General features: G+C 57.6%; 24 protein-coding genes, 1 tRNA gene and 1 pseudogene. 2 read left to right on the forward strand and 24 right to left on the reverse strand.

Annotated elements, in window-relative coordinates:
- Nucleotides 1-6: 6 nt before the first annotated feature.
- The 4 genes from C9E81_RS01585 to C9E81_RS01600 all read right to left on the reverse strand — a co-directional run bounded on the left by C9E81_RS01585 (nucleotide 7) and on the right by C9E81_RS01600 (nucleotide 3,749).
- Nucleotides 7-783, reverse strand: a complete 777-nt coding sequence (locus C9E81_RS01585) for an SDR family oxidoreductase (protein ID WP_122110561.1) — start codon at nucleotides 781-783, stop codon at nucleotides 7-9.
- Complete coding sequence (locus tag C9E81_RS01590; RefSeq protein WP_122110562.1) at nucleotides 780-1,706, reverse strand: calcium/sodium antiporter; 927 nt, start codon at nucleotides 1,704-1,706, stop codon at nucleotides 780-782. Before C9E81_RS01590 ends, C9E81_RS01585 begins: the two co-directional genes overlap by 4 nt.
- A 105-nt stretch (nucleotides 1,707-1,811) precedes the next feature.
- Nucleotides 1,812-2,621: a S49 family peptidase gene (locus tag C9E81_RS01595; protein WP_122110563.1), complete on the reverse strand. Its 810-nt coding sequence runs from the start codon at nucleotides 2,619-2,621 to the stop codon at nucleotides 1,812-1,814.
- Nucleotides 2,622-2,723: 102 nt separating this feature from the next.
- Nucleotides 2,724-3,749, reverse strand: a complete 1,026-nt coding sequence (locus tag C9E81_RS01600; RefSeq protein ID WP_122110564.1) for a LacI family DNA-binding transcriptional regulator — start codon at nucleotides 3,747-3,749, stop codon at nucleotides 2,724-2,726.
- 101 nt (nucleotides 3,750-3,850) lie between these two features.
- Here C9E81_RS01600 and C9E81_RS01605 point away from each other — a divergent pair.
- A tRNA-Arg gene (locus C9E81_RS01605) sits at nucleotides 3,851-3,927 on the forward strand.
- A 93-nt stretch (nucleotides 3,928-4,020) separates the two neighbouring features.
- The gene (locus C9E81_RS01610; protein WP_243698454.1) at nucleotides 4,021-4,299 is read left to right on the forward strand and encodes a hypothetical protein; all 279 of its coding nucleotides are present in this window, start codon (nucleotides 4,021-4,023) and stop codon (nucleotides 4,297-4,299) included.
- A 270-nt stretch (nucleotides 4,300-4,569) separates the two neighbouring features.
- Here the strand turns inward: C9E81_RS01610 and C9E81_RS01615 are convergent, their stop codons facing one another.
- From C9E81_RS01615 to C9E81_RS01705, 20 genes and pseudogenes are all read right to left on the reverse strand, one after another.
- Nucleotides 4,570-5,322, reverse strand: a complete 753-nt coding sequence (locus tag C9E81_RS01615) for a hypothetical protein (protein WP_122110565.1) — start codon at nucleotides 5,320-5,322, stop codon at nucleotides 4,570-4,572.
- The gene (locus C9E81_RS01620; protein WP_122110566.1) at nucleotides 5,322-6,368 is read right to left on the reverse strand and encodes a GSCFA domain-containing protein; all 1,047 of its coding nucleotides are present in this window, start codon (nucleotides 6,366-6,368) and stop codon (nucleotides 5,322-5,324) included. The genes C9E81_RS01615 and C9E81_RS01620 overlap by 1 nt, the downstream gene beginning before the upstream one ends.
- 347 nt (nucleotides 6,369-6,715) lie before the next feature.
- Nucleotides 6,716-6,991, reverse strand: a pseudogene (locus C9E81_RS01625) (transposase); the annotation flags it as partial.
- Between the two features lie 140 nt (nucleotides 6,992-7,131).
- A complete protein-coding gene (locus C9E81_RS01630) occupies nucleotides 7,132-8,325 on the reverse strand; it encodes a glycosyltransferase family 61 protein (RefSeq protein ID WP_166461785.1) in 1,194 nt (397 codons plus the stop codon).
- Nucleotides 8,297-8,944: a sulfotransferase family 2 domain-containing protein gene (locus tag C9E81_RS01635; protein WP_122110568.1), complete on the reverse strand. Its 648-nt coding sequence runs from the start codon at nucleotides 8,942-8,944 to the stop codon at nucleotides 8,297-8,299. Before C9E81_RS01635 ends, C9E81_RS01630 begins: the two co-directional genes overlap by 29 nt.
- 154 nt (nucleotides 8,945-9,098) lie before the next feature.
- Nucleotides 9,099-9,992 carry a glucose-1-phosphate thymidylyltransferase RfbA gene (rfbA, locus tag C9E81_RS01640; RefSeq protein WP_122110569.1) on the reverse strand — a complete coding sequence of 298 codons (894 nt, stop codon included), beginning with the start codon at nucleotides 9,990-9,992 and terminating at the stop codon, nucleotides 9,099-9,101.
- Complete coding sequence (gene rfbD / locus C9E81_RS01645; protein WP_122110570.1) at nucleotides 9,989-10,840, reverse strand: dTDP-4-dehydrorhamnose reductase; 852 nt, start codon at nucleotides 10,838-10,840, stop codon at nucleotides 9,989-9,991. The genes rfbA and rfbD overlap by 4 nt, the downstream gene beginning before the upstream one ends.
- A complete protein-coding gene (gene rfbB, locus C9E81_RS01650) occupies nucleotides 10,837-11,874 on the reverse strand; it encodes a dTDP-glucose 4,6-dehydratase (RefSeq protein ID WP_122110571.1) in 1,038 nt (345 codons plus the stop codon). The genes rfbD and rfbB overlap by 4 nt, the downstream gene beginning before the upstream one ends.
- Nucleotides 11,871-12,452 carry a dTDP-4-dehydrorhamnose 3,5-epimerase gene (gene rfbC / locus C9E81_RS01655; RefSeq protein ID WP_122111117.1) on the reverse strand — a complete coding sequence of 194 codons (582 nt, stop codon included), beginning with the start codon at nucleotides 12,450-12,452 and terminating at the stop codon, nucleotides 11,871-11,873. The genes rfbB and rfbC overlap by 4 nt, the downstream gene beginning before the upstream one ends.
- Before the next feature lie 349 nt (nucleotides 12,453-12,801).
- On the reverse strand, nucleotides 12,802-12,966 hold the full coding sequence (locus tag C9E81_RS22805) for a hypothetical protein (RefSeq protein ID WP_166461786.1): 165 nt from the start codon (nucleotides 12,964-12,966) through the stop codon (nucleotides 12,802-12,804).
- Between the two features lie 262 nt (nucleotides 12,967-13,228).
- Nucleotides 13,229-13,633: a hypothetical protein gene (locus tag C9E81_RS01660; RefSeq protein ID WP_122110572.1), complete on the reverse strand. Its 405-nt coding sequence runs from the start codon at nucleotides 13,631-13,633 to the stop codon at nucleotides 13,229-13,231.
- A gap of 3 nt (nucleotides 13,634-13,636) precedes the next feature.
- Entirely contained in the window at nucleotides 13,637-14,173 is a 537-nt protein-coding gene (locus C9E81_RS01665; protein ID WP_122110573.1) for a lysozyme, read from the reverse strand.
- 167 nt (nucleotides 14,174-14,340) lie between these two features.
- Nucleotides 14,341-14,607: a hypothetical protein gene (locus tag C9E81_RS01670; protein WP_122110574.1), complete on the reverse strand. Its 267-nt coding sequence runs from the start codon at nucleotides 14,605-14,607 to the stop codon at nucleotides 14,341-14,343.
- 92 nt (nucleotides 14,608-14,699) lie between these two features.
- Nucleotides 14,700-15,392, reverse strand: a complete 693-nt coding sequence (locus C9E81_RS01675; protein WP_147457543.1) for a hypothetical protein — start codon at nucleotides 15,390-15,392, stop codon at nucleotides 14,700-14,702.
- Nucleotides 15,393-15,560: 168 nt separating this feature from the next.
- A complete protein-coding gene (locus tag C9E81_RS01680; protein WP_122110576.1) occupies nucleotides 15,561-18,011 on the reverse strand; it encodes a hypothetical protein in 2,451 nt (816 codons plus the stop codon).
- Between the two features lie 62 nt (nucleotides 18,012-18,073).
- Entirely contained in the window at nucleotides 18,074-20,185 is a 2,112-nt protein-coding gene (locus C9E81_RS01685) for a phage tail protein (RefSeq protein WP_122110577.1), read from the reverse strand.
- Nucleotides 20,186-20,566 carry a hypothetical protein gene (locus C9E81_RS01690; protein WP_122110578.1) on the reverse strand — a complete coding sequence of 127 codons (381 nt, stop codon included), beginning with the start codon at nucleotides 20,564-20,566 and terminating at the stop codon, nucleotides 20,186-20,188.
- A gap of 2 nt (nucleotides 20,567-20,568) precedes the next feature.
- Nucleotides 20,569-21,174 carry a hypothetical protein gene (locus C9E81_RS01695; protein WP_122110579.1) on the reverse strand — a complete coding sequence of 202 codons (606 nt, stop codon included), beginning with the start codon at nucleotides 21,172-21,174 and terminating at the stop codon, nucleotides 20,569-20,571.
- Nucleotides 21,174-21,848, reverse strand: coding sequence for a hypothetical protein (locus C9E81_RS01700; RefSeq protein WP_122110580.1), 675 nt, complete (start codon nucleotides 21,846-21,848; stop codon nucleotides 21,174-21,176). Before C9E81_RS01700 ends, C9E81_RS01695 begins: the two co-directional genes overlap by 1 nt.
- The gene (locus C9E81_RS01705) at nucleotides 21,848-24,445 is read right to left on the reverse strand and encodes a phage tail tape measure protein (protein ID WP_166461787.1); all 2,598 of its coding nucleotides are present in this window, start codon (nucleotides 24,443-24,445) and stop codon (nucleotides 21,848-21,850) included. The genes C9E81_RS01700 and C9E81_RS01705 overlap by 1 nt, the downstream gene beginning before the upstream one ends.
- Between the last annotated feature and the right edge of the window lie 7 nt (nucleotides 24,446-24,452).

A 24,452-nucleotide genomic window follows, 5' to 3' on the forward strand; every position in this document is an offset into this window, starting at 1 on the left:
CCGCAGTTATCGGTGTCCCTGTATATCCGGCGTCCGCCAGCCCAGATGCTGCCCCCCATCGACGCAGATCAACTGCCCGGTCACTGCCTTGGAATCCAGAAAATATGCCAGCGCGCCAGTCACATCCCCAGGATCCGCGCCCCGCTGCAGGATCGTCGCAGCACGCTGTGCGGCAAAATGATCCTGGCTTTGCCGGGTGCCTATCAAGGTCGGACCGGGTCCGATCGCATTCACGCGTATCCCCGGTGCCAGCGCTTGCGCTGCGGTGCGGGTCAGTGCCCATAGCCCCGCCTTTGCCAGCGAGTAAGTCATGAATTCCGGTGTCGGCTTGAGCACCCGTTGATCAACCATATTGACCACCAGACCCGTCGCGACCGGCTCGCCTGCATCATCGATCTCGGCGGGGGCAGCTTGCGCGGCAAAGCCCTGTATCAACTGGAAAGGCGCCCGCAGATTCGAACCCATGTGACGGTTCCAACCCGCCAGCGTGGCGCTGTGGATATTATCGTATTCGAAGATCGAGGCGTTGTTCACCAGCACCGCCAGGCGGCCCATGCGTTCGACCACCTTTGGGATCAGCGCGGCCGTGGCGCCCTCGTCCAGCAGATCTGCCTGGAAAGCCTGCGCCGATACTCCCATGGCGCGGACATCGGCCACGGTCGCCTCGGCGTCGTCGGCAGAGCGATCGTAATGGATTGCAACGTCGTGACCTCGCCCGGCCAGGCAAAGCGCCATGGCGCGTCCCAACCGCCTTGCCCCGCCAGTCACCAATGCAACGCTCATAGCAACACCCAGACATAGGCTGCGTAACCGGCCAGAAACACCCCTCCCACCGGGCGTGTTATCGGAATGCCGCGAAACAGGAAAGGCGCGAGCAGCAGCGAACTGCCCAGCATCACCCACAGGTCGAAATGCATCATCTGGGGTGGAACCGGCAACGGTGCGACGACAGAGGTGATACCAAGAATCGCAAGAATATTGAAGATATTCGAACCAACCACATTGCCAAGCGCCAGATCGCCGCGCCTGCGCACAGCAGAAGCGACCGAAGCCGCCATCTCGGGCAGCGAAGTGCCCACCGCTACCAGCGTCAGGCCAATCACTGCCTCGCTGATCCCCATCAACCGGGCGATATCGCTCGCCCCCATTACCAACAGATGCGCCCCCACCGGCAGGGCGATCAGTCCGCCGATCAGCCATATCGCGATCTGCCGCCCCGTCGCGCCCGGTTCGGCCCCTTCGACCTGCTCCGGCCTTTCAGCCCGTGCAGTTGAAATCTGCCGCCACAGCACCGCGGCTAATACCGCCAGAAGCACGAAGCCTTCTACTCGTCCGATCTCGCCCGTAAAGGCCAGCGCGATCAGCAATACGGAAGATGCCATCATCATGACCCAGCTTGCGCGCAGGTCATGCCCCTTCGTGGTGATCCCCGAGATAAACGCGGATGCCCCCAAGATTATCAGCACATTCGCGGTATTCGAACCCACTACATTGCCAAGCGCGATATCGGTCGACCCCGTTAGCGCCGCCGACACCGAAACCAGCAATTCCGGCGCGGAAGTGCCGAAAGCCACTACCGTCAGTCCGACAATGACCGGTGCGACTCCAAGCCGCAACGACAGGTTCACCGCCCCCTTGACCAGCAGATCGCCACCCAGAACCAACAGAACCAACCCGGCAAACACCAACAGCAGATCAACGATCACGTTTATTTATCCCCAACAGTTTCAGCAGGAACTTGCGGAAGCCGGGCCCGCTGACCAGCGCCAGAATGACCATGACCAACAAGAAGACGATGACGAAGCGGACGCTCATCCTCTCGCCCCGAAGCTGGCGAAGGCCGCACGTTCCTCGGCGGCATCCAGCACCGCATCGGCTGACAGCCCGAGGCGGCGGAAAAACGGCTTGCGCGGGCTGTGAACCGAGAACCGGACCTTATCGCCATAAAGCTCCTTGATCCTCGGGACGAGATGACCGATCCCATCGGCCAGCCCCAGATCGACGGCTTCACGGCCGGCCCAGAACTCGCCGGTGAACAGATCACGTTCCTTGTTCAGGCGCTCGCCGCGCCGGGCGATGACATGTTCCTTGAAAGCCGCATGGATTGGCTCGAGCACATTGCGCAACCGTTCGACATCCTCGGGATTTTCGGGGCGGAAGGGATCCAGCGTCGATTTCGAGCGGCCCGCAGTATGCACGCGCCGCTCGATCCCCCAACGTCCGATCAGCTCGTGAAACCCGAACCCGGCCGAGATCACTCCGATCGAGCCCAGGATGGAACTGTCATCCGCCCAGATATCGTCCGCCGTACAGGCCAGCCAATAGCCGCCCGAAGCCGCGACATCCTCGACAAAGGCATGAACGGGAATCCCGGTCTCATTTGCCAGTCGCCTGATCCGTGCAGCGATCAGCGACGATTGCACAGGCGAGCCGCCGGGAGAGTTGATCGCCAGGGCGACGGCAGCGGGTTTGCCCCGACGAAACGCCCGCTCGATCAACGGAGCAAGCGACGCATCGTTTAATCCGCCGCCACGTCCGGCCATGCCGATGGCACCCTGCAAGCGAAGGACCGACACACGCGGTCCCCGGCCCGGAAATCGATTGAGAAATGGAATACGCATGCGGCTTCACATATGCGCGTCCCCGGCATCCGGCAAGGCGCGGCCGCGTTTTTCGCTCATTGCGTGAAAACGGCGGCAATCAAATCGTTACAATGGAGGTTCTCAGGCTCCGGGTTCCCGGATCGTATCGCCGGGCATGAAGGTAGGCGTCATCTGGATCACCCGGCTTTCCGGCGGTGCTTCCTTTCCCGCGACCAGCCTTGCGGCCCGTCGTCCGATCTCTACCCGCCGCGCGTCCGTGGTGGTCAGCCGCACTGGCAGCCCGTCCAGCAGATCCACCCCGTTGAAGCCCGCCAATCCCAGGCCATTCGGGATATCATAACCCCTGTCCAGGCAGTGCAGCAATCCGCCGGCACCGATCATGTCATTCGAAAAATACAGGAAATCCAGATCCGGGGCGCGGACCAGGATCCGCTCTGTCAACTCGCGCCCCTTCAGCAACGAAGAACCGCCCTGGTAATATTCACGCGCTTCAAGCTGCACCCCGGCGGCTGCCAGCCCCTGCTCGAAACCTTCCATCCGTTTGCGGGCGCGATGATCTTCGGGCATATGGGTGCCGACGAATCCGATCCTTCGATAGCCCGCCTTCAAGATCCGCGCCGCCATCTCGCGGCCGGCACGGATATGCGAAATTCCGACAAGCGTATCGATGCCCTCACCATCGGTATCCATGATCTCGACCACCGGGATCCCCGAATTTCCCAGCATCGCGCGGGATGCCTTGCTATGTTCCACCCCGGCAAGGATGACTCCCGAAGGCCGCCATGACAGCATGTCATAAAGCACCATCTCCTCCCGCGCCGGAGAGTAGTTGGTCACTCCGATCACCGGCTGTAATCCGGTATCGTCGAGTTCGGCAGAGATCCCTCCCAGCACATCCGGGAACACCAGGTTGGACAGCGAGGGAATGACCACGGCGATAAGGTTGACCCGCTGGCTCGCCAGTCCGCCGGCAATCTTGTTGGGAACATATCCCAATGTCTTGGCGGCTGTCAGCACCTTTTCCCGCGTTGCCGCCGAGACATCGCCGCGATTGCGCAGCACACGGCTGACCGTCATCTCGGATACGCCGGAAGCCTCTGAGACATCACGTAGGGTAAGCGGACGACGAGGACGAGGATTGTTCATGTGCTGCCGGTGAAAGTAGGATGACAAACGGATGTTAGCGAACATCAATGCGCACGACAACCTTGCCAATCTCTTTTAATCCGGCCAAAACAGCCCGGCATGGCCCCGTGGCTCAACTGGATAGAGCAGCCCCCTCCTAAGGGGCAGGTTACAGGTTCGAATCCTGTCGGGGTCACCATTTAAAAGATTATGATTTAACACAAAATTCCTCGACACTGCCCGATTTCCCTTTAACCCTATGCGGCAGAACGTGGCATGAACGCGCATAGAGTTGTGGCACAAATTTGACACAGCGATTCCCGATCTGTTCGCGCTTCGGGCAGTTGCCATCCAACTCTCGCCGCGCCAATACCTCCCCATGAAAACGACCCACGACGACAAGACATTCACCCTGATCGGAAAATACTGGTCAGGAACCTATCCAATCGAACAACTGGATGAACAGCTCGCGTTCTATCGTGGAATGCGGGATAAGTTCCCTAAGGCTGGAAACAGCTATGACGCTCCGATCGAAGCCCTCGAAAGGCTAGCGAAAGAGATCAAAGCATAGAGATTCGGATTACCCGATGCTCTCCAGGTCATCGCGCTGATAGAAGAGCTTCCATTCCTCTTCGACCCACTCTTCCTCGGCATGCCTCTGCCCTTCGTGTACGATGACCCGCACCGGGCCCTTGATGGCGATCGCTCGATCCTTGGCATGCGCGATCGCGTCGTCGCGTTACTCTCCGTCGGGTCGTTATTCGGCATATTACCTCCTTTCGGGCATGAAAAAACCCGCCGAAAGGACGGGTTAGATAGATCAAAATTGGAAATCACGAGTTTAGGCGGAAGCTCTTTTCCTAACTGAAACCCTGGATAGTTCCTCGGCCAATACATTCAGCATGATGCCCCCAAAGGCGGCATTCATATGTTCGGTTTCATCTTCGTGATGCTCTTTCAAGTCATCAGATCCCACGCCTTCAAGTCGCACCGAGCCGACAGAATATTCGCGTCGCGTTGCCATGCCTCCATTCAGCGTGCTATCTGGCTGACGCAGCAATCTAGCGGAGAAATCGTCAAAATAGGCATCTTGGCTGGTTTCGATCATGCTTGCGTATACTGACTCCGGAACCTGAACTGGATCAAGAACGGCCGCGAGTGGCGCGTGCATCACAAAGATCGGAGCGGCACAAACTGAACGAAGAACACCTATGACCTGATTAATTGTTTGGCTAGTCCAGTAGTCCCTGACTGTCGCTCGCCGAACTTCCGATGAATACTGATCCGAGGCAAACGTCGGCACAAGACTTTGCACCGCATAAGATAACCCTCCTACAAGGAACGCGTCATACTTATCTAATTCAATATTAATAAGCCCGCCACTGGTTTTCTGAAGATACCTTTCCACGCGCGGCGGAGCGATCAACTTTCGTCCGCTTTGATCCGTGGCGAGCTTCGTCAACATACGTCTCGGAGCACCGAAAAATGTAACATCATTGTTCTTGAAAAAACTGTCATTCCCGTTCATCGCAGAGCGCAGGCAAGCAATATGCGAATTACCAACGATACAGAGCTTCATATTGGTGCCTTTCATCAGGTACTACTGAACGCTCCAAGCAATTCCTCCTCGCAGACCACATCTACCTTGCTCTGCTTGATCTTTCTGTGACGGCGCTTAGGGGGTGCTTTGCCGAACTTCTCTTCTTGGCACTTAAAAAAGGAAGACATAACAAAATTAACCCCTTCTTGATGCACACTTCTCATGTTTGGCTCGAAGAACGCACCTTTAAATGCGGGGCTGTTGATGATCTCATAGGAGGGGAAATAATCAACAAATCGAACAGATTTGGCCAACTGACCTGCAACTGCACGAAGCACCGACTTGGAATGCATCGTCGCAACAAGGACATGTTTATCGCTTGCGGTGGCAGTAAGCGGAACAGGAGATACGGTCAAGATAACTCGCAGTTTCCGATTCATCTTGCGCATGATTTTAAGCGCTTGCCTTAAAGACTTCAGCACCTGATTATATTCCAAATTTTCGAATATATGGTCTTCTGGATTGAAAGTACCCGCCAAGGTTCCAGGGCAAACCGGATACTCATAACCCTGTTTATTAACCCAACGTTCAGTCAGTCCCAGCGTGAACACGAACACATCGGACTCGGTTACAGAGCGTCGAAATGCCTCGAGCGTTATGGCTTGGGAGGCGCGCAGTTCCTTGACAGAAGCGAAGCCAGATGGTTCGACAGCCGGGCGGAATGGGTCAAAGAACCGACCGTCCTTTTCCCAAATCTCGTCTGGCATTTTCGCTTCGCCTGTAGCCCATTTAAGCCACTGAAGCAATAGAGGCGTAGTGTAGATGTTGCCTGTGCGGCTGGAAAACACCTCGTAGTTAAAACGTTTTCGGCTCTCATCGCTCAGTCTTTTTGGCGGCATCTCTGTCTGGAGCCACGACATACCACGCGAGACCAGTGCTCGCCCGAAATGTTGCGCAAAGCATGAACCATAAGTGGAAACACGATGCCGTGGCAGCAACCGGAACTTCGGAACGGTTAACTCGTCGATATCGAACATGCTGCGACGACCGACGGCTTGGGCCCAAAATGCTTTTGCTGGTTGGGATTCGTATGGATTCACGCGCCCTCTCCTCTCAAATCGGTTGCATTCATAAATTTAACTCAATTGCCCACTGCGAGCTAAAACCGTTCATCCGAAGCACTGATCGGTCGAAAATCGCAAACAGTCAAGTCTTGCTCCCAAACTCGTCATCTGTCTGTCGTGTGCCCTGCTTGATAGAAACGCAGGGTAATTGACCGAACGGCCTGCTGATCGACATCAGTACAGGTAGGACCGAAAGGTCATCTTCTTGTTGATCCGATTTATGGTATTCATCACAACCAACATTCCCCATGTGGCCTGCCGCATGATGGGATGTTTGCCTGACGAGTCAAGCAGGTCAAGTGTTCTTGCGGCCAAATGGTGGCTTCGGTCGGGGTAACGGCCGAAATTGCGCATAGCCGCCCATAGACCGATTGCCGGAACAGCCCGCCAAGCCGGTGACAAATGTTCTTGCCGATGCGATTGTCGCGCAGGACCGCAGCTGCGAGATCGGACAGGCCAAGCGCGTCATCAAGCTCGCGGATCACCAGGAGGCCGCCATCGGAACTGATCTGCGCACCGCGAAACTCCAGCCGCACACGACGGTCGAAATCAACCCGATTACCCCGGTCTGAACCTAAACCCGCTGGGTGAACCGTCATACTCGCCTCTCGAAACCATCAACTCCCTGATTTATATAGGATATACTTCGATCGGGACAGCAAAAATGCTGGATCACTTGGCGAATGCGGGCTTATATCGGTACAAAAAAATCGCACACTATCTGAATTTTAGTTACGTCCTAAATGGCTGAAGTTAGCACCCGCATATTCTTTGAAAATAAATCCGCATCCATCGGTCCATTTTTAATCCCCTTCACTCTCCATGAAATTAGCTTATTACACATCCACGAAGACCAATGAGCCGCAAACTCAACTCTAGATGTTTTTGTAATCACAGGGGGAGATATTCTAACACCCGTTATTTCTTGTATATCTGATGAAAGCTTCCCGGGATCGAAAATGAAAGGTTCCGAAGTGAGGCCTCCAGGAACAAATTTCCTGTACTCAGCAGGAGGCTCGGTGGAGAGGTACACAGAATCGTTTCCCATCAGCTTATCTATCATTACATAATTTGAGTTTACCGGCCTGTAATCGAAATATAGGATCTTCTTCCCCCCATCAGAAAATAAAACATTGTGCATCTGGGAGCCTTCGAACCCCAATATTAAGTCATGCTGATGAATGAGCTTTAATTGATCTGAAAATTTCAATTTTTCAGGTCGAACAGTGCGGATGTGGGCTTCCTGCAATGCTGCTTCGAGCTCCCGCTCGCCATATGCCAATCTCTGTTTTTGACCAAGCCCTGCGCGAGACAGATACAAAGGTTCCTTATACTTCTCTAAAGATTTTGGATCGAAAAACTTCTCAGAAATCTTCCTTAGATACTTCTGATAATTGGAATTTATGCTCTTCTTGATAATTATTCCGGGCTCTGGAACAACGACTTTTCTATATCTCACCGGACTAGTCAGAATCTCCACCTCAATGGAGGCATCCAGAAAAATCTCCCTTAACAAGGGAAGAAATTTTCCTGCAACACCCTCCCCTGGAATATAAATAATCTTGCTTACATTTTCCTCACTTGATATAGCCCAAATTCTAGCAAGGCTCTCCAAAAGAAAATGACCAAAATGGTCAAAGTAATGACCGGCAAAAACTACGCTCTCATCTCGAATCTCTACGGGATTATTAAATTTTCTCTTACCCGGTGATTGATATAAAAACTTACCTCTAGCCAGTGCTGATTTTTCTACTGGGCTACCATCAGCGCGATAAACTCCACCCTTATTTTTATTGCCTTTTGACTTTGGCACTATATATGCGCCATCGAACACCTCATAAGTAAGCTTCTTATTCGATATAGTGGCACTATCCGCGTTATCATCAAATTTTCTGAACTCCATATTATCGCCGATCCCGTCCAGAAACTGCATTTGCATCTTCGATTTTGTACCCGAAAGCTTCAAAATCTTTTTTATATATCTTTTGGCAAAATTCTATTGCCATATCAAGATCTTCATCATCAAGAGCGAAGTTCTTCTTAGAGGTCGTATTTCTCTTCTTGTCAACAGAAAAGTATTTGAAATCCAACCCATGTTCCAATGAAATTGACTTTGCCCAATCTTCCGATAAATGAGCGTCAGTTTTGATGAACTCGATGCCGTCACGCATAAACTCAGCTTGTGGTCGCAAGTGATTATCTCTAATGTAATTGTCCTTTGAATACTCCGATGAAATATAACTTAACCAGTCCTTAAACTTTCTCTTCCCGGGAATAGGGTGAGCCCTAAACTCAGAAAGAAGTCGATCAAGTGGGTTTCGCACTGTCATGAAGCTCCACTTTACAAGGCCAAAATTTACAATTTTCATATATATTTCTGCATGAAAATGCTGGGGAGAAACTACAAATCCGGTGCGCTTTGGGCGAGAGTTCCACAGATGCCGCTTATACCCGTTCTTAATAAATAGATCTTCAATATATGTTCCTCCAGTTTTCGGAACATGCGAATAAAAAATGGGAGCGGATATATCTGAGCGGGTAAATATTGGCATTTTTTGATCTTCTTATATTTGTGAGAAGGTAATGTCAGAAATTCCCAGATTTCTGGGCAAGACAACTTAGATCCGATTTACGACATTGATCACTTCTCAGTCTTTGAATGGGCAAGAGATAGGATGCAACCTAGAGTTAAATGGGAAGAAGGGATTAACGTAACATGGCCTCAAGATATCGCCCATAATCATTCTTGGCAAATTTTCGTGCCCGTTCAGCTAATTCCTCGGCCTCAATCCAGCCTTGATTATAGGCAATCTCATCTAAGCAGCCTGTCTGTAGACCCTGGCGTTTTTCCAGCGTACGCACAAAGTTTCCCGCATCCAGCAAACTTCCATGGGTGCCGGTGTCAAGCCAAGCGAAACCGCGTCCCATCTGCTCCACGGTCAGGTTGCCCTCATGCAGATAGGTCTCCAGAAGTGTTGTGATTTCGAGTTCACCCCGGTTTGAGGGCCTGACCTGCCGCGCACGCTCGGGCGCAGTACCATCCAGAAAATAGAGACCGGTTACCGCATAGTCCGAGGGTGGAACCTCTGGTTTCTCTATGATTGCACGGGCCTTACCAGTTTCGTCGAAATCCACCACGCCGTAACGTTCTGGATCGGCGACGTGATAGCCGAACACGGTGCCTCCCGATATTCGACGATCTGCCGCCTCGAGCAGTTGGGGAAGACCATGACCGAAAAAGATGTTATCGCCTAGTATCATCGCCGAAGGGGCACCCGCCAAGAACTCTTCGGCCAGGATATAGGCTTGGGCCAGTCCGTCAGGAGAAGGCTGGACGATATAGTCAAAGCTCAGCCCCCATTGGCTGCCGTCAGCGAGCAAACGGCGGAACTGATCCTGATCCTCGGGTGTGGTGATGATCGCGATTTCACGAATGCCAGCGAGCATCAGAACCGAAATCGGGTAATAGATCATTGGCTTGTCGTAAATTGGCAACAGCTGTTTCGAGACACCCATCGTGATTGGGTACAGCCGTGTACCCGACCCCCCTGCCAAGATGATGCCCTTGCGCCGACCGGTGCATTCCGCCTGATTGCTCATCTGCCTATCTCCGCCAAAACCTTGTTGAGTTCTGCTCGCCAGTCGGGGCGTGCAATGCCGAAATCGCGGCTGATCGCGTGACAATCCAGCCGGGAATTCGCAGGACGTCGAGCCGGAGTCGGATATTCCGCAGTGGTGATATCCTCGATGCGGCAAGACAGCTCGGCCTGTGCCATGATCTCGCGCGCAAATCCCGCCCAGCTCGTGTCTGGCGCCCCCGAGAAATGATAGATGCCTCCCTTAGTCCGATCCGACAGCATCGCCTGTATCATCGTCAAACAGGCGGCAGCTATCCCGTTTGCCGGAGTCGGACCACCATGCTGATCAGCGACTACGCGCAATGTCTCGCGCTCGCGACCGAGCCGCAGCATGGTCTTGACGAAATTCCCGCCATGGGCCGAGAACACCCATGAGGTCCGCAGCACAGCCCATTGACCGCCCGCCGCTGCGATACCCTGCTCCCCTGCCAGCTTTGTCTTGCCATAAACCCCCAGCGGATTGGTGGGACCGGTTTCGTTCCAAGGAGCTTCACCCGACCCATCAAAGACGTAATCGGTCGAGATATGAACGAACGGCACACCCACTGCCGCAGCGGCCCCGGCAATGGCGGTGGGCGCGGCGGCATTGACCACATGGGCCGATTCAGGCTCGGACTCAGCGCGATCCACCGCCGTATAGGCGGCAGCATTGATCACTGCATCGCAATTCGAGGCAAGCAGGATGCGAACACAGGCAGCGGGATCGGACAGATCTGCCTCGTCCCGGCCTAGAAAGCGTGCCTCGGGCACCGCACGCGCCAGTTCGGTCGCAACCTGTCCCGTCCGGCCGAAGACCAGCAACCCGCTCATGCCTTACCCAGCCTCTCGCCAACACCCTGCCGGCTCAGCAGTGGAGACCACCAGTTCTCGTTGTCCAGATACCATTCGACGGTACGGCGCAACCCTTCCTCGATGGTGACCGAGGGCCGCCAGCCCAGCTCTGTTCGGATCCGGATCGGGTCGATCGCATAACGACGGTCATGGCCAGGGCGGTCGGTAACGAACTTGATCAGCCGGTTGTGGGGCGCGGCATCCGGGCGCAGCCTGTCCATCTCGGCACAGATAGTGCGGACGAGATCGATATTCTTCACCTCGTTCTCGCCACCAATATTATAGCTACGGCCAAGCCTACCCTTCTCCAGCACAAGTAGCAACGCATCGGCGTGATCCTCGACGTAAAGCCAGTCTCGGACATTGCCGCCATCGCCATAGACTGGAATCGGCAACCCGCGCAACGCGTTCAGGATCACCACCGGCACCAGCTTTTCGGGAAAGTGGAAAGGACCGTAATTGTTCGAGCAATTAGTCAAAACGACCGGTAGGCCATAGGTCTCGTGCCAAGCCCGAACCAAATGATCCGAGGCGGCCTTGCTGGCCGAATAGGGGCTGCGTGGATCGTAAGGCGTCGTTTCCGTGAATTGGCCCTCCTCACCGAGCGATCCGAATACCTCATCCGTGGAGATGTGGTGAAAACGGAAACCCTCAGGCCTATCCTGCGCCAGCCACCAAGAACGCGCAGCTTCGAGCAGATTGTAGGTGCCGGTCACGTTGGTCTCGATAAAGGCGCCCGGCCCATCGATCGAGCGGTCGACATGACTTTCAGCCGCAAGATGCATAATCGCGTCGGGTCTATGTGTCTCCAGCACCCGGTCAAGCGCCGCACGATCGCGGATATCGGCCTGCTCGAAACGGTACAATGGACTATCGGCCACCGAGACAACATTCTCAGGATTCGCGGCATAGGTCAGCGCGTCCAGATTCACGACCTCATGCCCGCGTGCAACCGCCAGCCGCACCACTGCCGAACCGATAAACCCGGCTCCACCAGTCACGAGTATCTTCATAGGTTTGCCTCGTAATCGAAGGGGCCTTCATATATGAAAGGACTGTCGAAATCGGCAAGCGCGGGCTGGGCCGAGTCCTTACCCGACAGGGTCGGCACGGCTGATAGCCCCCAATCGATGCTCGCGCTGTCCCATGCCACACCGCCATCACATTCCGGCGCGTAATAATCGGTGCACTTGTAGCAGATTTCCGTGTCCGGCTCCCGTGTGACGAAGCCATGCAGAAAGCCTGCGGGGATCCAGAGTTGCCGACCGTTCTCGAAGGACAACTCTTCGCCGACCCACTGACCATAGGTCGGGCTACCCTTGCGGATATCGACCGCCACGTCGAAAAGCCGGCCCTTCCCGCAGCGCACCAACTTGCCCTGGGGATGAGGCGGCGCCTGAAAGTGCAGCCCCCTCAAGGTTCCCGCAGAAGCCGACAGCGAGTGATTGTCTTGCACGAATCCTGGCAGTTCCAGACCCGCTTCAGACAGCGTCTTGCGGTTCCAGCTTTCCGAAAAAAAACCCCGGTTATCGCCATGCCGTTGCGGCACAAGCACGAGAACGCCGGGAAGTGCGGTCTTTTCTATCAGCATGATGTTCTTCAGCCATTGGTTTGGATGCCCGTCTATCAATAACTACACGGGACTTAAAGGTTGCTCCCTTGCGCAATTCAGTAACAAGCGAACCTTCTCCTACTTTACCCAAACCTATTTCGTCACCTTTTGAACAAAGGAATATTCATGTCTGCGGCATGCTACAAAACTGCCAGGAACCACACTTTCAAAGGTGTACAAGCTTGTACACGGCATCCGCTCACGAAATGCCGCAACAATTTCAACACACACGGAACTTCGAATCATCATGACGAAATATATGTGGAGGTGACTAAAGATCCGCAACAGCGTATACGCGCTACATCCAGAAAAGCAGCGACAGGATCGTCTAGCTTTCTGATGTAGCTGTCTGCGCAGCCAGTTTTTCTTTTAAAGCCTTGCGTTCAGCGATTAGAGTGGAAAGTTCTTCGCGAAGACGTACTACATCTTCCCGCTTTATGGAGATACGCTGATTCAGTTGCCGGAGACGCTTTCGATCTTCATTGCCCGCCATGTTCATGATCCTTTGTACGTTGGAGTGACGCCTCGTCGGTTGCGAGTCTAGGCTCTTCCCTTCGGAGCAATCCATCAAATAAAAGTTGTGTGACGGGCGAAAATCCGCCTATCACCGCTGCCAAAAATTAAGCTGAAGCAATGCACTATCGGCCCTGCTGCGATACCGACGACAAGTCCTGCCGCCACCGAACCGTAAAGACTGCCTACATCTCTTTCACCACCTCGTCCTTCTTCATCAACGGGCAGCACACGCCGGGTCTTCACCTCGCTCCTGCGCGCCCCAATGCCTCCGACAAGCGGTCCCGCCCGGTGATGGCATCCAGCCGCTCCCGCAGCTTCGCCCGCGCCATCCGCTCCAGCTGTGCCTGCGAAGGCCCCAACCTGCGGATCGCACCCGGCACCGACATGCGCACGTAATCTACGATCTCGCCGATTGCCCGATCCGGGACGGCAACAGCCGGGTGCTTCTGTAGCGTGTCGATCAGCAGTTCAGCACCGCTATGGAGAGCCCGGTGCAGCGCCTCGCGGTGCTTGGCCTCGATGTCGATTCGCCAGCGTTCAGGCAGGCGGCGGAAAAACCATCCGAGCGCCCCGAGGATCAGCCATGCGGCATAGTCCACGATGATCGGCTGCACGATGTTCTGGATGCTGTCGATGATGCTCATGGTTTATCCTCCAATAGCTGAGAGACAAAGTTTCTGTTCGGCTGCGCGCCGGTTCACGAGGCCCTGCACCACCTGGCCGCCTGCCTTGTTCCATCGTGGGAGCTCATTGCAGGCATCCAGCCATCGGCCAGCATTGGCGCGCTTTGCGAGCGTCGAGCTGCATGCGGCACCGGTGCCCACGTTGTAGGACCAAGAGGTGAGCGCGACCTGGACGCCTTCGGGCTGCTGCGAGAGAGAGGGAATGCATGTGACAAGCGGGGTATAGTAATCCGTCAGGGCGTCGATCAGCATCTCGCTGCACTCGGCCGAGCTGTATCGATCACCTGCCTTCACCCCCCGCGTCTCGCCATAGCAGACGGTCCAGACAGGCGGGCTGGCCACGCGATCGAGATAGGCTTCGGTGCGCTCCCCTTCCCAGGGACCGACGAAGGCCGCAACAGCGGCCAGGATCGCGGCAGTGCCGGTTGTGATCGTCGCCTTGCGTTTTGTCGAGACAAGCGATTTCAACCACGCCAGAAGCGTGGACAGGAACTGAAGCATGGTGTTCTCCATGAAATGAGAAAAGCTCGCCGTTTGGCGGGCTAGTGAATGGTCTGCGACGTGACTAGGCTGGTTGTGCCTCCCAAGACCAACTCCCTGTCGGAACGGGAGGCATGGGGCCGTGGGAGGGAATTTTCGGCATGCTTCCCTCGGCCGCAGTCATTTCATTACGGACCTCTGTCGATCTTCGCCTCAATCTTGCGCAAGCTGTCGAGAATCAGGATCAGCCGCTCATCCTGCCGGGCCGTCGTGTATTCCACCGACCTGATGCGCCCTTCATTGGAAGAGATCGCTTTGGTGTTGGTGTCCTGTTGCTGGATCAGAAGCTCTGTCTGTGTGGTCAGGTCTCGGTAGGCCATCAGGCCAGCGATGCCCATTCCGGCCAGCACTATCAGGTTGCCGAAGCTAATCCGGCGATCGAATTCCCAAGCCATGTGGCCTCCTTTCAGGCATGAAAAAACCCGCCGAAGCGGGTTACAGATGTCGAGTATGTTTTCGACAGCTTAGGCGAATGTCACAACGCTTCTCACGCGTATTTGGAGCGCGGGCGTTCGATTCTGATTTGTCTAATTTCTTCCATCAGAGCTTCCAGCATCGCCAACCAAAAGGCCGAATTCATCCTAGCCTTTTGCCGCTTAAAGACACCATCGGCGCCATCGCCCACTTGCTTCGTACCCTTGACGCGGTACTTCACTTGCGTCGACATCCCACCGTTCAGCGTGAAATTAGGCTGTCTTAGCAGAGTTGCCGAAAGATCATCGAATACTTGAACTTGGCTTGCCCCTATCATATCAGAATAGGCGCCGATGGGAGCAGGGTCGGGTTTACGTAACGCGCGCATTGGGTCGTGCATCAGGAAAATTGGCGCACCGTAGGCCTCGAGAATACGTTCTGTCACTCTCGGCAGCAACGTCTCGCGCCAGTAATCACGTACAGCCAGTGATCGAATTTGAGATGAGACGCCCGGATAAGCAAACGTGTGTACGAGGTCTTCGACCCTTCGACTGAAGCCCACCAAAAGGAAGACGTCAAAATCTTCAACTTCGATATTATCAAATCCGGTGTTGACGCCCAACATGGTACCAGCCAGTATGTACGTGGCGCTATACTTTTCAGTGATCCATTGGCAATCATTCCACGCGGCCTTGAGGTCTTCGGCATGCTCGTCGCCAATGATGCAGATTTTCACTTGGGTTCCCATTCGCAGCCAGCGGAACACCCCGCCACCATATCCTCGGCGCAATTATCGACACCTACCCGCAAATTGCAACCATGCTGCTATTCAATAACCGCTCGCGCCGAACCCGGCGATAGCATTGGATACTCCTCCTGTACATTGCAGATAGTAGACTTCACGACCGCGCAGCATTCTTCAGTTTGACGCGGATCAAACCACCCCGCCCTGCATCAGCGCCGCGTTGTGCAGCGGGACGCCGTCGAATGACCTGTAGTCGCCAGCGCTGTCGCGCAGATTGCCCGCGCCACCACCATAGGGAAGCAGTCCTGTCGCGGCCTTCTCGCCATAGGTCCAGCGCCAGTCCGGAGCCGGGGCGGTGCCGAGAGTTAGGCGAACTTCATTGCCGGACGCGGTGACGGATACAATAGGCACTTCGGACCCGAGATCGTCGTAAACGGTAAAGCCCTCCTGTGCCTGCTGCGGGACTTGCCACAAGGCATCCAGAACCAGCCCGTCGCGGCTGTAGGCGATGAGGATATCGTTTCCTTCGGTCCACCAATCCACCGCCCGAAGCGGAGAATAGGCCACATCAAACGTCCGCCAGAAGTATGCAGCCCGTGCAATATAGGCTCCCAGAAGCCTCGAACCCCATCCGTCAACATGGTTGTACTGAACGAACGGGGCCATATACATCGGACAGGCGACCTGGACCAACGGCGACTGATCCGAGGCGTCAAGCTGTGCCTTGGGAATGGCCCACGCCGCCTCGGCGGTAGGTGCGTAGGGCAGGCCCGAAGTGGTCTGAACCACAAACAGGGGATATTTTCGACCAGCGTCGAACCCGAGGGCGCTTAAGGCAGCCCGAGCATCGGCGTCATGGCTCTCCGCGATATTGATAAGCGCAGCCTCATAGGTCTCCTCGGGGGTTGCGGCAACAATATCGTTTTCACCCTGAATCCAACCGGAACCCAGGTAATTGAGTGTTGCTCCGATAGAGATACAGTAATTCCCTGCCGCCGTGATCTGTTCCAGCGCCCCGTTATACTCGGCGCTACCCGGCCCCAACTGAGCAATGGGTGTGCCGCCCTTGGCGGAATGGCCGATAATCATGCCTTCCGTGACATTGGTGGGCGAAGTCCCGCCCGCAAACATGATGCTATCCCGAAGCGCGTGGGCTAGTCCCATGCCGGGCCACTCGCTGTTGTTCACGGTGCTGGTCCCTGCCACAGTGAGAGGCGCGAGAAGCGTGCCCTTGTTATCGAAACCAATGGCTCCGTATCGTTGCCGAGTGGTGACAGGGGTCGTTGCAGGAGCGCCAACAGCGTTGGACTGGCCCATCAGGCCCAACATCCATACGGAGGTCAGGAATGTGGTATTCGCAGCGGCCCCGGCTTTCAGCCTTCTGGATTTCAGGGTGATTGTGAATGTGTATGAATTGGACCCCGTGCCGTTCGAGTCAGTGAAGCCGGCATCCCCTTGCCCCGCGTAAAAGCTGAACGCCGTTCCGGAGGCATTTATGCCGATAGCACCGCCGCTGCTCTGTGCACCGACATAACCACCAGAGGGGACCGAGATGGCAACGGGATATTCCCCGTATCCAGCTGCGACCTCTATTGCCTGTTCGGCGTGCCTTGTGAAGTTGATAGCGTCCGGGCTGGTCCAACTGCGGACAAACAGTGTATCGGCAACCGGCGCGAAAATCTTGAGAACATCCGTCACATGCTCGCCGGTCAACGGCGTTGATATAGCAATGTTTCCTGATCCTGCGGATGTGGCAGACGCGACAAGGGACAGGTCATCCACAGAACCGCGCTCTTGCGGTGGCCCGTCCTCGATCAGTTCGTTTTGCAGCAGGTTGATATCCGCGACCGTCTCACCGCCCGCAACCGCTTCGAATGACGGAACCGCATTGATGGCCTCGATCCATTCATTGAAGCCGATGGGGCGGGACAGGAGCCGGGCTTCCAGGGCGGTGTTGACCCGCCAGATATAGTATTCTGAGTTGTCCAGGACCCCGACCGGCAACGCGCTGCCATCAGGGTCTTTCAGGGTCACAGTGACGCCGTTCACCGTAACGGTCGGATCCGGTGCTGAGTTTGTCCCGATCGGGCTGAAGCCGAAGATCGTGTCAGCTTGTATTGCACCAAGGACCGGCGACATACTTGCTGTAATGGCGTCGGGCGTACCCTCGACATTCTCGAGATGGATAAGCCCGATCTGTTGCGCCACAAATTCAGCAACCGGAATGCGAATAAGCACACCCCAGAATGGCGCAGTTGCGAACAAGGGATCGTCGTCTTCAACAGCAGCACCGCGAAGAGCCACAACGCCGCCCTCACCCGTCATAATGGTCCCGTAACTAGCGGGCAGTGCCGCCTGGCCTGCGCTCTCCGCGCCTGCGCGTGAACCGAAATATTTGACAGCATTGGCGAGATCCGCCTTCTGCGCCAGTTGATCAAGAATATCCTGCAGTGCCTGCGGATCGCCCATGGACTGCAGGATCGACAGCAGCAGTTCGCGCAGCCGATACTTGGCCGGGTCATGAGTGCCGCTGCGCGGATCACCGATCGGCAAAGGATGCCCGACAGGTTCATTCGGCTTGCCATCACCGGTATAGCGCTCGAAGTCGCGCAGGATTTCATTGATCAGTTGAACGGACATATGGCCTCACAGCAAAAAGCCCGCGCATGGCGGGCGATTGTCGGGGTAGTTTTGGGGCAGTGTCAGATGGTGACGGTTTCCGGTCCGGCCGGCGTGGATTCCACCGAAGACGGGTTCACCGTGGTGGCCCAGTAGTAATAGGTGCCGGGTGCCAGACCCTCATCGGTGTAATTCGCCGGCTGCCCTTCCAGGCCGGCCACATTCGGCTCGACGACGATGGCCGTGCCGAAATCGCTGACCGTGTTGCGGTAAATCCGCGTGCGGTAGAAATCCGCCGCCGGGTTGATCCAGTCCAGGTAGACATCGCTGCCGGTGACCATCGCGCCGAATTGCGACGGCGGCGCCGGTGGTGTCGGATTGGCGGTGACGGTCAGGGTGCCTGCCAGACCCCAATCCGAACCCGGCTGGAAGATTTTCCGCTTCCAGCGCAGCCGGACGGTATAGGTCTGCCCGTCATCGAGAATGCCAGTCTGTGCCCGGTATCCGGCAACCGACATCTCGGCCCATCCGGCATTGGGGTCCTGCGCTGATTGCACACCCTCGGCCACCTGCGCGCGCAGTTCCAGGTCATCGCGCCCGGGATCATTGACCCGCAGCACGATGCGCACGCCGGTGACGCCGGAGGTGAGCCTGACGCTTTCCTGGGTGAGCGTGATGCCATCCATGGGCGGGGGCAGATGATCGGGCTTGCCCAGATCATTCACCCCGGGCGGCAGAGGCTTTTCCTCGGTCGCGGCATCCCAGGGATAGGGATTGTCGATGCTGGCGATCCCGATCTCGCAGAACCCATCCGGGATCGAGAAACTGTGCGAGGTCACCTCGAAGACGCCATCGAGGCCGAATTCATCCGCCGCCTGCACCCGGATCGTGTGAATACCGTCGCCCTTCGGGAAGCGCGCCTTCAACCCGACCAGGTTGGTGCGCATGGTGCCGACATGGGTGCGGCGGTCCTTGGCGAACTTGATCTTCATCAGGCGCTGCAGCTGCGTGCCCGAGGGGCACATATCGAGGGGGAGTGAATCCACCCGCCGCTCCTGCGTGAGCAAGGCGGCTTCGTCCCTGATTTCCTCGACCGGTGTCGACTGATAGGCATGGTCCGGACTGGTGAATGATCCCTTCAGGACGTTATAGCTCTTGCGCGGATCGAAGCCGTCATCCATCTCGATCGACAGGATATCCTCTGCCGTGATGGTCACGTCTGGCTCGGACCAGGCACCGCCGAGGATGCCGATATTGCCATCGGCATCCTCGTAAACCTGGCCATCACAGGTCGCCAGCATCCTGGCGGTGACATCCTTCAATGGTTCCGTCAGGCTGTAATAGCCGCCCATGCGATATCTCGGCTCGGTTCCACCGGATGCCAGTGGCACGGCTTCATCGCAAAGCGCTGCGAAACTCGCCCAGCTGGCACTGTTCAGACGCGCGGCGGGAATGTTCCAGCCATCTGCATGCGTCAGCAGATCCCGGATGCAGAGCCCGGCATTTTCGGAATAGACCGGTGTTCCGGACAGGTCCGAGACGACTGATCCCAAGACCTCGACCTGGACATTGGTATGCGGCCCTTTCGGAAAATACTCCTGGAAATCCTCATCCGCCGGATCGCCCAACACCGCGTAATAGGTCGCCTGTCCTTCGAGGCGATGCTGCGGTGTCCATAGATCCGGAAAGACCTCGGTCAGATCGCCCCAGTCCAGGTCATTGCCGCTGTCACCGGTATTGTAGACCCCGGCATAATCCCCGCCATTGCCGGAGCCGTCCCGGAAATAGACCGTCAAATAGCGGTTGATCCTGCCGCCGCCATCCACGATTGCCGGTGTCGCCCCGGTCTCGACCTTCTCACCATCGACCCAGATATCGATCAACCCGCTGACCTGACCGTGATGGACCACGACGACCTGGTGCAAGCGGCCGCCGCTGGCCTCGAAGAACGCCCGCTGCCCGCCGAGGAGGTTCCGGCCATAGGCGCGGATGCGCGCCCCGTCCGTCTGGCTGAGCGTGGCCATGACCTTTTGCCGGGGGATGTCCGGCTGGTTCAGGGCCGCGCCAGCCAGTGACCACAGCGCGCTGCGGCCGATCGTGAAGATCGCGTTGGTGACGGCAGGCGACAATCCGAACAGGGAGAATGCCCCCGCGCCCGGAAGAACGAAGGTACTGATCAGCGTGAATATCGCCATCTATTTCACCCATGCCTGTTCGGTCAGCCGGTATCCTAGGCGCGCGAGGTCCAGCCCACCTGCCCCGGTCGAGAGCTGCACCGCGGTCGCGCCCCGCTCAGCCGCCCATTTTTCAAAGACCCGCAACAGGCGCAGCCCCGATCCGTCCGAGGCATACCAGCCCATCTCGAAGGCCACCGGCGCCGGGTTGATGATCGTCGGATGGATATGCCCGGCGATGAAGCCGCCGCCCGAAACCCATACCGCGCCGTCGGGATCGGCGATCAGCCCGACGACGGTCCGGGCTGTCCAGCTCCGATCGACCGGAACCGGGCCGTTGACGGCCGCGCGCAGTTCCTCGATCATGTCCACGACGCGCAGCACATCGGCTGCGCCGGCCAATCTTAACCTCTCCATCGCGTCTCGTAGTCATTGGCGTAGATGGGCAGGCGTTCGAAACCCTTGTCGCCGAAATAGCGGGCCTTCTGATCCGAATCGTTCCACAGCCCGAGCGCGGCGGCATTGCGACGAAGGAACAGGCCATGACATTCCAGCTGGATCGTGCGGCTGTTCGGCCCTTCCGCCTTCCATGGCATCCGCTGCATGGTGCCGGAGAACATCGAGAACGGGCTGGCGACGGGCTGCCCGCGCTGGATATCATTCGGGCCGACGCTCACATCCTCCATCGCGAAGAGCTCGCAGCTGATCGTGACGCTGCGGTCGCGAACGCGGGATTTGGCAGCCAGTGCAAGCGCCAGCATTTCCGGCGTAGCAGCCAGTTCGAATGTGACATCCTGTGCAGAAACCTCATAGGAGGTTTCAATCGGGCTGATGCTGATCAGGTCCCCGAGCCCCTGCCATGTGAAGCCTCCTACCTCCAGGTCGCCATAGCCCGTCCACCAGCGCTTCGGGGCATCGAGGAAGTCCATATGGACCAGGGCCGCATGCCCAATCCGGCCATGACGCAGGAACTCGTCGGGGATCGCCAGCAAGTCCTCGCGCGCGCCCATCAGATCGCCTCCACGAAATTGCAGGTCACGATAGTTCCGATCTCACGGCTCTCGGCAAATGCCCCCTCCTGCTCGGTGGCAAACCGCATCCGGCAGACCGGCTTCTCGATCTCGACCTTTGTCCCTGCCGCGACCGCCTCACGCAGCGCCGGCGTAAACATGATGCGATGCGTATTGGCGTCGGGCTGCCAATGTGCCTGCACCCGGTGCAAGCGATCCCCGATGCTGAAATCCTGACCGGGACGGATACCGGTGGTGTCGCCCAGGGTGACATCGATCTGCATGGCCCGCAGCGGCGCGTTTGCCGCCACGGTCATCCGCTCGATATTGGTGTTCTGGAACCCGAAATGCTCCCAGGTCTGCGCATGGGCCAGGCCGGCCGCATCGCCGAACGGCAGCGGATGGCCATCGCGGTCCTTCGGACGGAAGCGGGAAAGTGCCGGCACCAGCGTGGTGCCGATCCGCCCTTCCATCTGGGCCAGGAAAGACCGCCATTCCAGCGTATCGGCCTCGCCGACAAGCTGGAAACTTGCCGATGCCATCCAATGTCCGCGCAGCGTCGGTACCACGGTCTCCGCGCCACTGATCGAGCGCTGCGGATCAAGCGACATGCCGACCGGGAAGAACTGGACTTCCTTGAAGAGTTGCAGATGGGGAAAGGTGACCTCCATCATCAACCCCTTTTCATCCGATATTCTTCCATGGCCTTGGGCACCTGCGACAGGATCGCGGGTGCTGCGCGGCGTATCTCGCCCGTGGCCACGCCCTTGCTGATCTGCTCGACACGCGCCTGCCAGTTCCCGTCCTGGTCCACGAAGACGCGCAGATCCATCTGCCCGGCCTCGGTCTGCCCGTTCCCGATATCGTTCAGCATTCTCCGCGACAGGTCATGCGGGATGACCGTGCTGCCGCCGGGCAGGTTCACCAGCTCACCGCCACGCTCATTGATGCGCGCCAGCCCGCCCCCGAAATCCGTCACGCCATTCGCGAAGCCGGGAATGGCGGGCAATCCGATTCCGCGCAGAGCCGATGTCAGCGGATCTCCCCCACCGAAAAGCGAGCCGAGAAGCCCGCTCAGCCCGCTTGCGAACAGCCGCGACCCCATATCCGAGAGCATGTTGGCGAAGGATGTCTTGATGTTGTCGAAGACATCCGACAGGCTGCGCGCGCCCTGCGTGATGCCGCTGAAATGGGTCAGGATATTGTCCTTGATGCCCTGGCCAAGGTTGTCGGATGCGGCCCGGACGCCCGTCGAGCCAGTGATGATCCCGCTTTGCAGGCCCTGCGTGATATATTGCCCGATCTCCTGCATGACGCGGGAGGGGGAACGGATGCCCATGCCCTCGCGCCAACCCTCCGAATATGCTTCGGCATCGGCGCGGCCCTGGTCTGCTGCGCCCGAGGTGCCCGCCGCCAGCCCCTCGACCATGTGACCGCTGGTTGGCGGCAGCATCAGCCCGGCATCGCCGGGATCGGTCGAGGGATCATAGCCGCTGCTGATCGGCCCCTTGTTGGCACCGGTAGCCCGGTTCAGGAACTGGTTGGCCTGGTCATAGCCGGATTTGAGCTTGTCGATGATCGGCTTGATGGTGTTCCAGGCCGACTGGAACTTGGCGGCGACGGCATCGAGAACCGCCTCCAGGACCGTCTGCACCATGCGCCAGGCTGCCGTGATTTCATCTGTCAAACCGAGCGCATCGGTGATCGGCTTGATGGCATTCTCCCAGGCAGCGGCGAAGATCCCGGAGATCCCGTCCCAGAGTGTCTGGTAATATGTTCTCAGCCCGCCCCAAAGCGTCTTCAGCCCGCTGACCGCCAGCGACATGTCACCGGTGACGATACCGCCTACCAGGTCGGAGAAGCCGCTGAAAATACTGCCGAGGCTGGCAAAGAGATCGCTGAACCACGGGCCAACCTTCTCCCAGTTCTGCCAGATCAGCACGGCGGCACCGGCGATGGCGGCAGCGGCAAGCCCGATCGGGTTGGCGAGAAACGCAAGCGACACCGCGCGCATGACCGTCACCAGCCCGCCCATCACCTTGATCAGCGGCGCAATGGCCGTGGTCATGAGACCGAAGCCGATCAGGACGGGACCGACAGCTGCGGCAGCACCGGCGAGGACCGTGCCCCATTTCAGCAGGGCGGGATTGGCCTGCGACAGCTGCGAAACCAGCTCGGCCAGCTTCTGCACAATATCGGTCACGAATTGCAGCAAGCCGCTTTCGGCGATGGCGAGCTGCAGCGCCTCGAAGGCCGAGGCGAGTTTCCGCATCTCGCCATTGAAGCCCTTCATCCGGGCCTCGGCCTGTTCAGTGGCCGAGGCCTCGTCGATCGCCACCTTCAACTCATTGATGCCATCGGCACCCTGCTGCGCCAGGCCGATCGCCGTACGCAGGGCATCCTGGCCGAATATCTTGGTCAGCGCATCGGTCTTTGCCTCATCCGACAAGCCTGCGAGGCCATCCTGCAGCTCCTGCGCGACCTCGGCCATGGATTTCATGTTGCCCTCGGCATCGAAGAACTCGAGGCCGAGTTCCCGCATGGCGTCTGCGGCAGGCGCGCTTTGCGGGGCAAGCCGTTGCAGGAAGGTCTTGAAGGATGTTCCCGCATCCGAGCCGCTGGCGAAGAGCGAGGAGGTGGCCGCGAGCGCGGCGTTGAAATCCTCGAACTCGACGCCGAGGCCGCCCGCAACACCGCCAGCCTGGGCGAGCGCCAGGCGGTAATCGTCGATGCCGAATTTCGAGGCCGAGAGAACCCCGGTGATCCCGTCCACCACCGGGGCGAGATCGCCTGCCGCCTTGCCGAATTGCAGCATCACATCCGTGGCGATGTCCCCGGCATTGGCCAGATCGGTGCCGGACGCCGCCGCCAGCATCAGCGAGGATTCCAGCGCACCGCCCATGATATCGGCGACAGACAGGCCATTCTTGGCCAGCACCTCGATCGCATCAGCGGCCTGCGAGGCGCTGAACTGGGTGGTGGCGCCGAGCTGCTTGGCCTGTGCCGCCAGTGCCGCCATCTGTTTCTCGGTTGCGCCAGTCACCGCGCCGACACGGTTCATCGAGGCCTCGAAGTTCCCCGCGGTGCGCACTGCGAGCGCACCGAAGCCCGCGATCGGCGCCGAGACTTTCAGGGACAGGTCCTGCCCGATCCGCTGCATGTCGCGGCCGACATTGCGCAGGCTGTTCGATGCCGTCCGCAATCCGGCCTGGAACTCGGACATGTCGAGACCGAGATTGACGCGCAGCGCGCCGATGATCGATGACGGCATGATCTCT

Origin of the sequence: Paracoccus alkanivorans (assembly GCF_003697785.1) — a bacterium.
Taxonomy (GTDB): domain Bacteria; phylum Pseudomonadota; class Alphaproteobacteria; order Rhodobacterales; family Rhodobacteraceae; genus Paracoccus; species Paracoccus alkanivorans.

Coding starts and splice junctions, on each gene's coding strand:
- C9E81_RS01585 (WP_122110561.1), bottom strand. CDS start 783: ATGAGCGTTGCATTGGTGACTGGCGGGGCAAGGCGGTTGGGACGCGCC.
- C9E81_RS01595 (WP_122110563.1), bottom strand. CDS start 2,621: ATGCGTATTCCATTTCTCAATCGATTTCCGGGCCGGGGACCGCGTGTG.
- C9E81_RS01600 (WP_122110564.1), bottom strand. CDS start 3,749: ATGAACAATCCTCGTCCTCGTCGTCCGCTTACCCTACGTGATGTCTCA.
- C9E81_RS01615 (WP_122110565.1), bottom strand. CDS start 5,322: ATGAAAGGCACCAATATGAAGCTCTGTATCGTTGGTAATTCGCATATT.
- C9E81_RS01630 (WP_166461785.1), bottom strand. CDS start 8,325: ATGCAGTTTCTGGACGGGATCGGCGATAATATGGAGTTCAGAAAATTT.
- C9E81_RS01635 (WP_122110568.1), bottom strand. CDS start 8,944: ATGCCAATATTTACCCGCTCAGATATATCCGCTCCCATTTTTTATTCG.
- rfbA (WP_122110569.1), bottom strand. CDS start 9,992: ATGAGCAATCAGGCGGAATGCACCGGTCGGCGCAAGGGCATCATCTTG.
- rfbD (WP_122110570.1), bottom strand. CDS start 10,840: ATGAGCGGGTTGCTGGTCTTCGGCCGGACGGGACAGGTTGCGACCGAA.
- rfbB (WP_122110571.1), bottom strand. CDS start 11,874: ATGAAGATACTCGTGACTGGTGGAGCCGGGTTTATCGGTTCGGCAGTG.
- rfbC (WP_122111117.1), bottom strand. CDS start 12,452: ATGCTGATAGAAAAGACCGCACTTCCCGGCGTTCTCGTGCTTGTGCCG.
- C9E81_RS22805 (WP_166461786.1), bottom strand. CDS start 12,966: ATGGCGGGCAATGAAGATCGAAAGCGTCTCCGGCAACTGAATCAGCGT.
- C9E81_RS01660 (WP_122110572.1), bottom strand. CDS start 13,633: ATGAGCATCATCGACAGCATCCAGAACATCGTGCAGCCGATCATCGTG.
- C9E81_RS01665 (WP_122110573.1), bottom strand. CDS start 14,173: ATGCTTCAGTTCCTGTCCACGCTTCTGGCGTGGTTGAAATCGCTTGTC.
- C9E81_RS01670 (WP_122110574.1), bottom strand. CDS start 14,607: ATGGCTTGGGAATTCGATCGCCGGATTAGCTTCGGCAACCTGATAGTG.
- C9E81_RS01680 (WP_122110576.1), bottom strand. CDS start 18,011: ATGTCCGTTCAACTGATCAATGAAATCCTGCGCGACTTCGAGCGCTAT.
- C9E81_RS01685 (WP_122110577.1), bottom strand. CDS start 20,185: ATGGCGATATTCACGCTGATCAGTACCTTCGTTCTTCCGGGCGCGGGG.
- C9E81_RS01695 (WP_122110579.1), bottom strand. CDS start 21,174: ATGGGCGCGCGCGAGGACTTGCTGGCGATCCCCGACGAGTTCCTGCGT.
- C9E81_RS01700 (WP_122110580.1), bottom strand. CDS start 21,848: ATGATGGAGGTCACCTTTCCCCATCTGCAACTCTTCAAGGAAGTCCAG.
- C9E81_RS01705 (WP_166461787.1), bottom strand. CDS start 24,445: ATGCCGTCATCGATCATCGGCGCGCTGCGCGTCAATCTCGGTCTCGAC.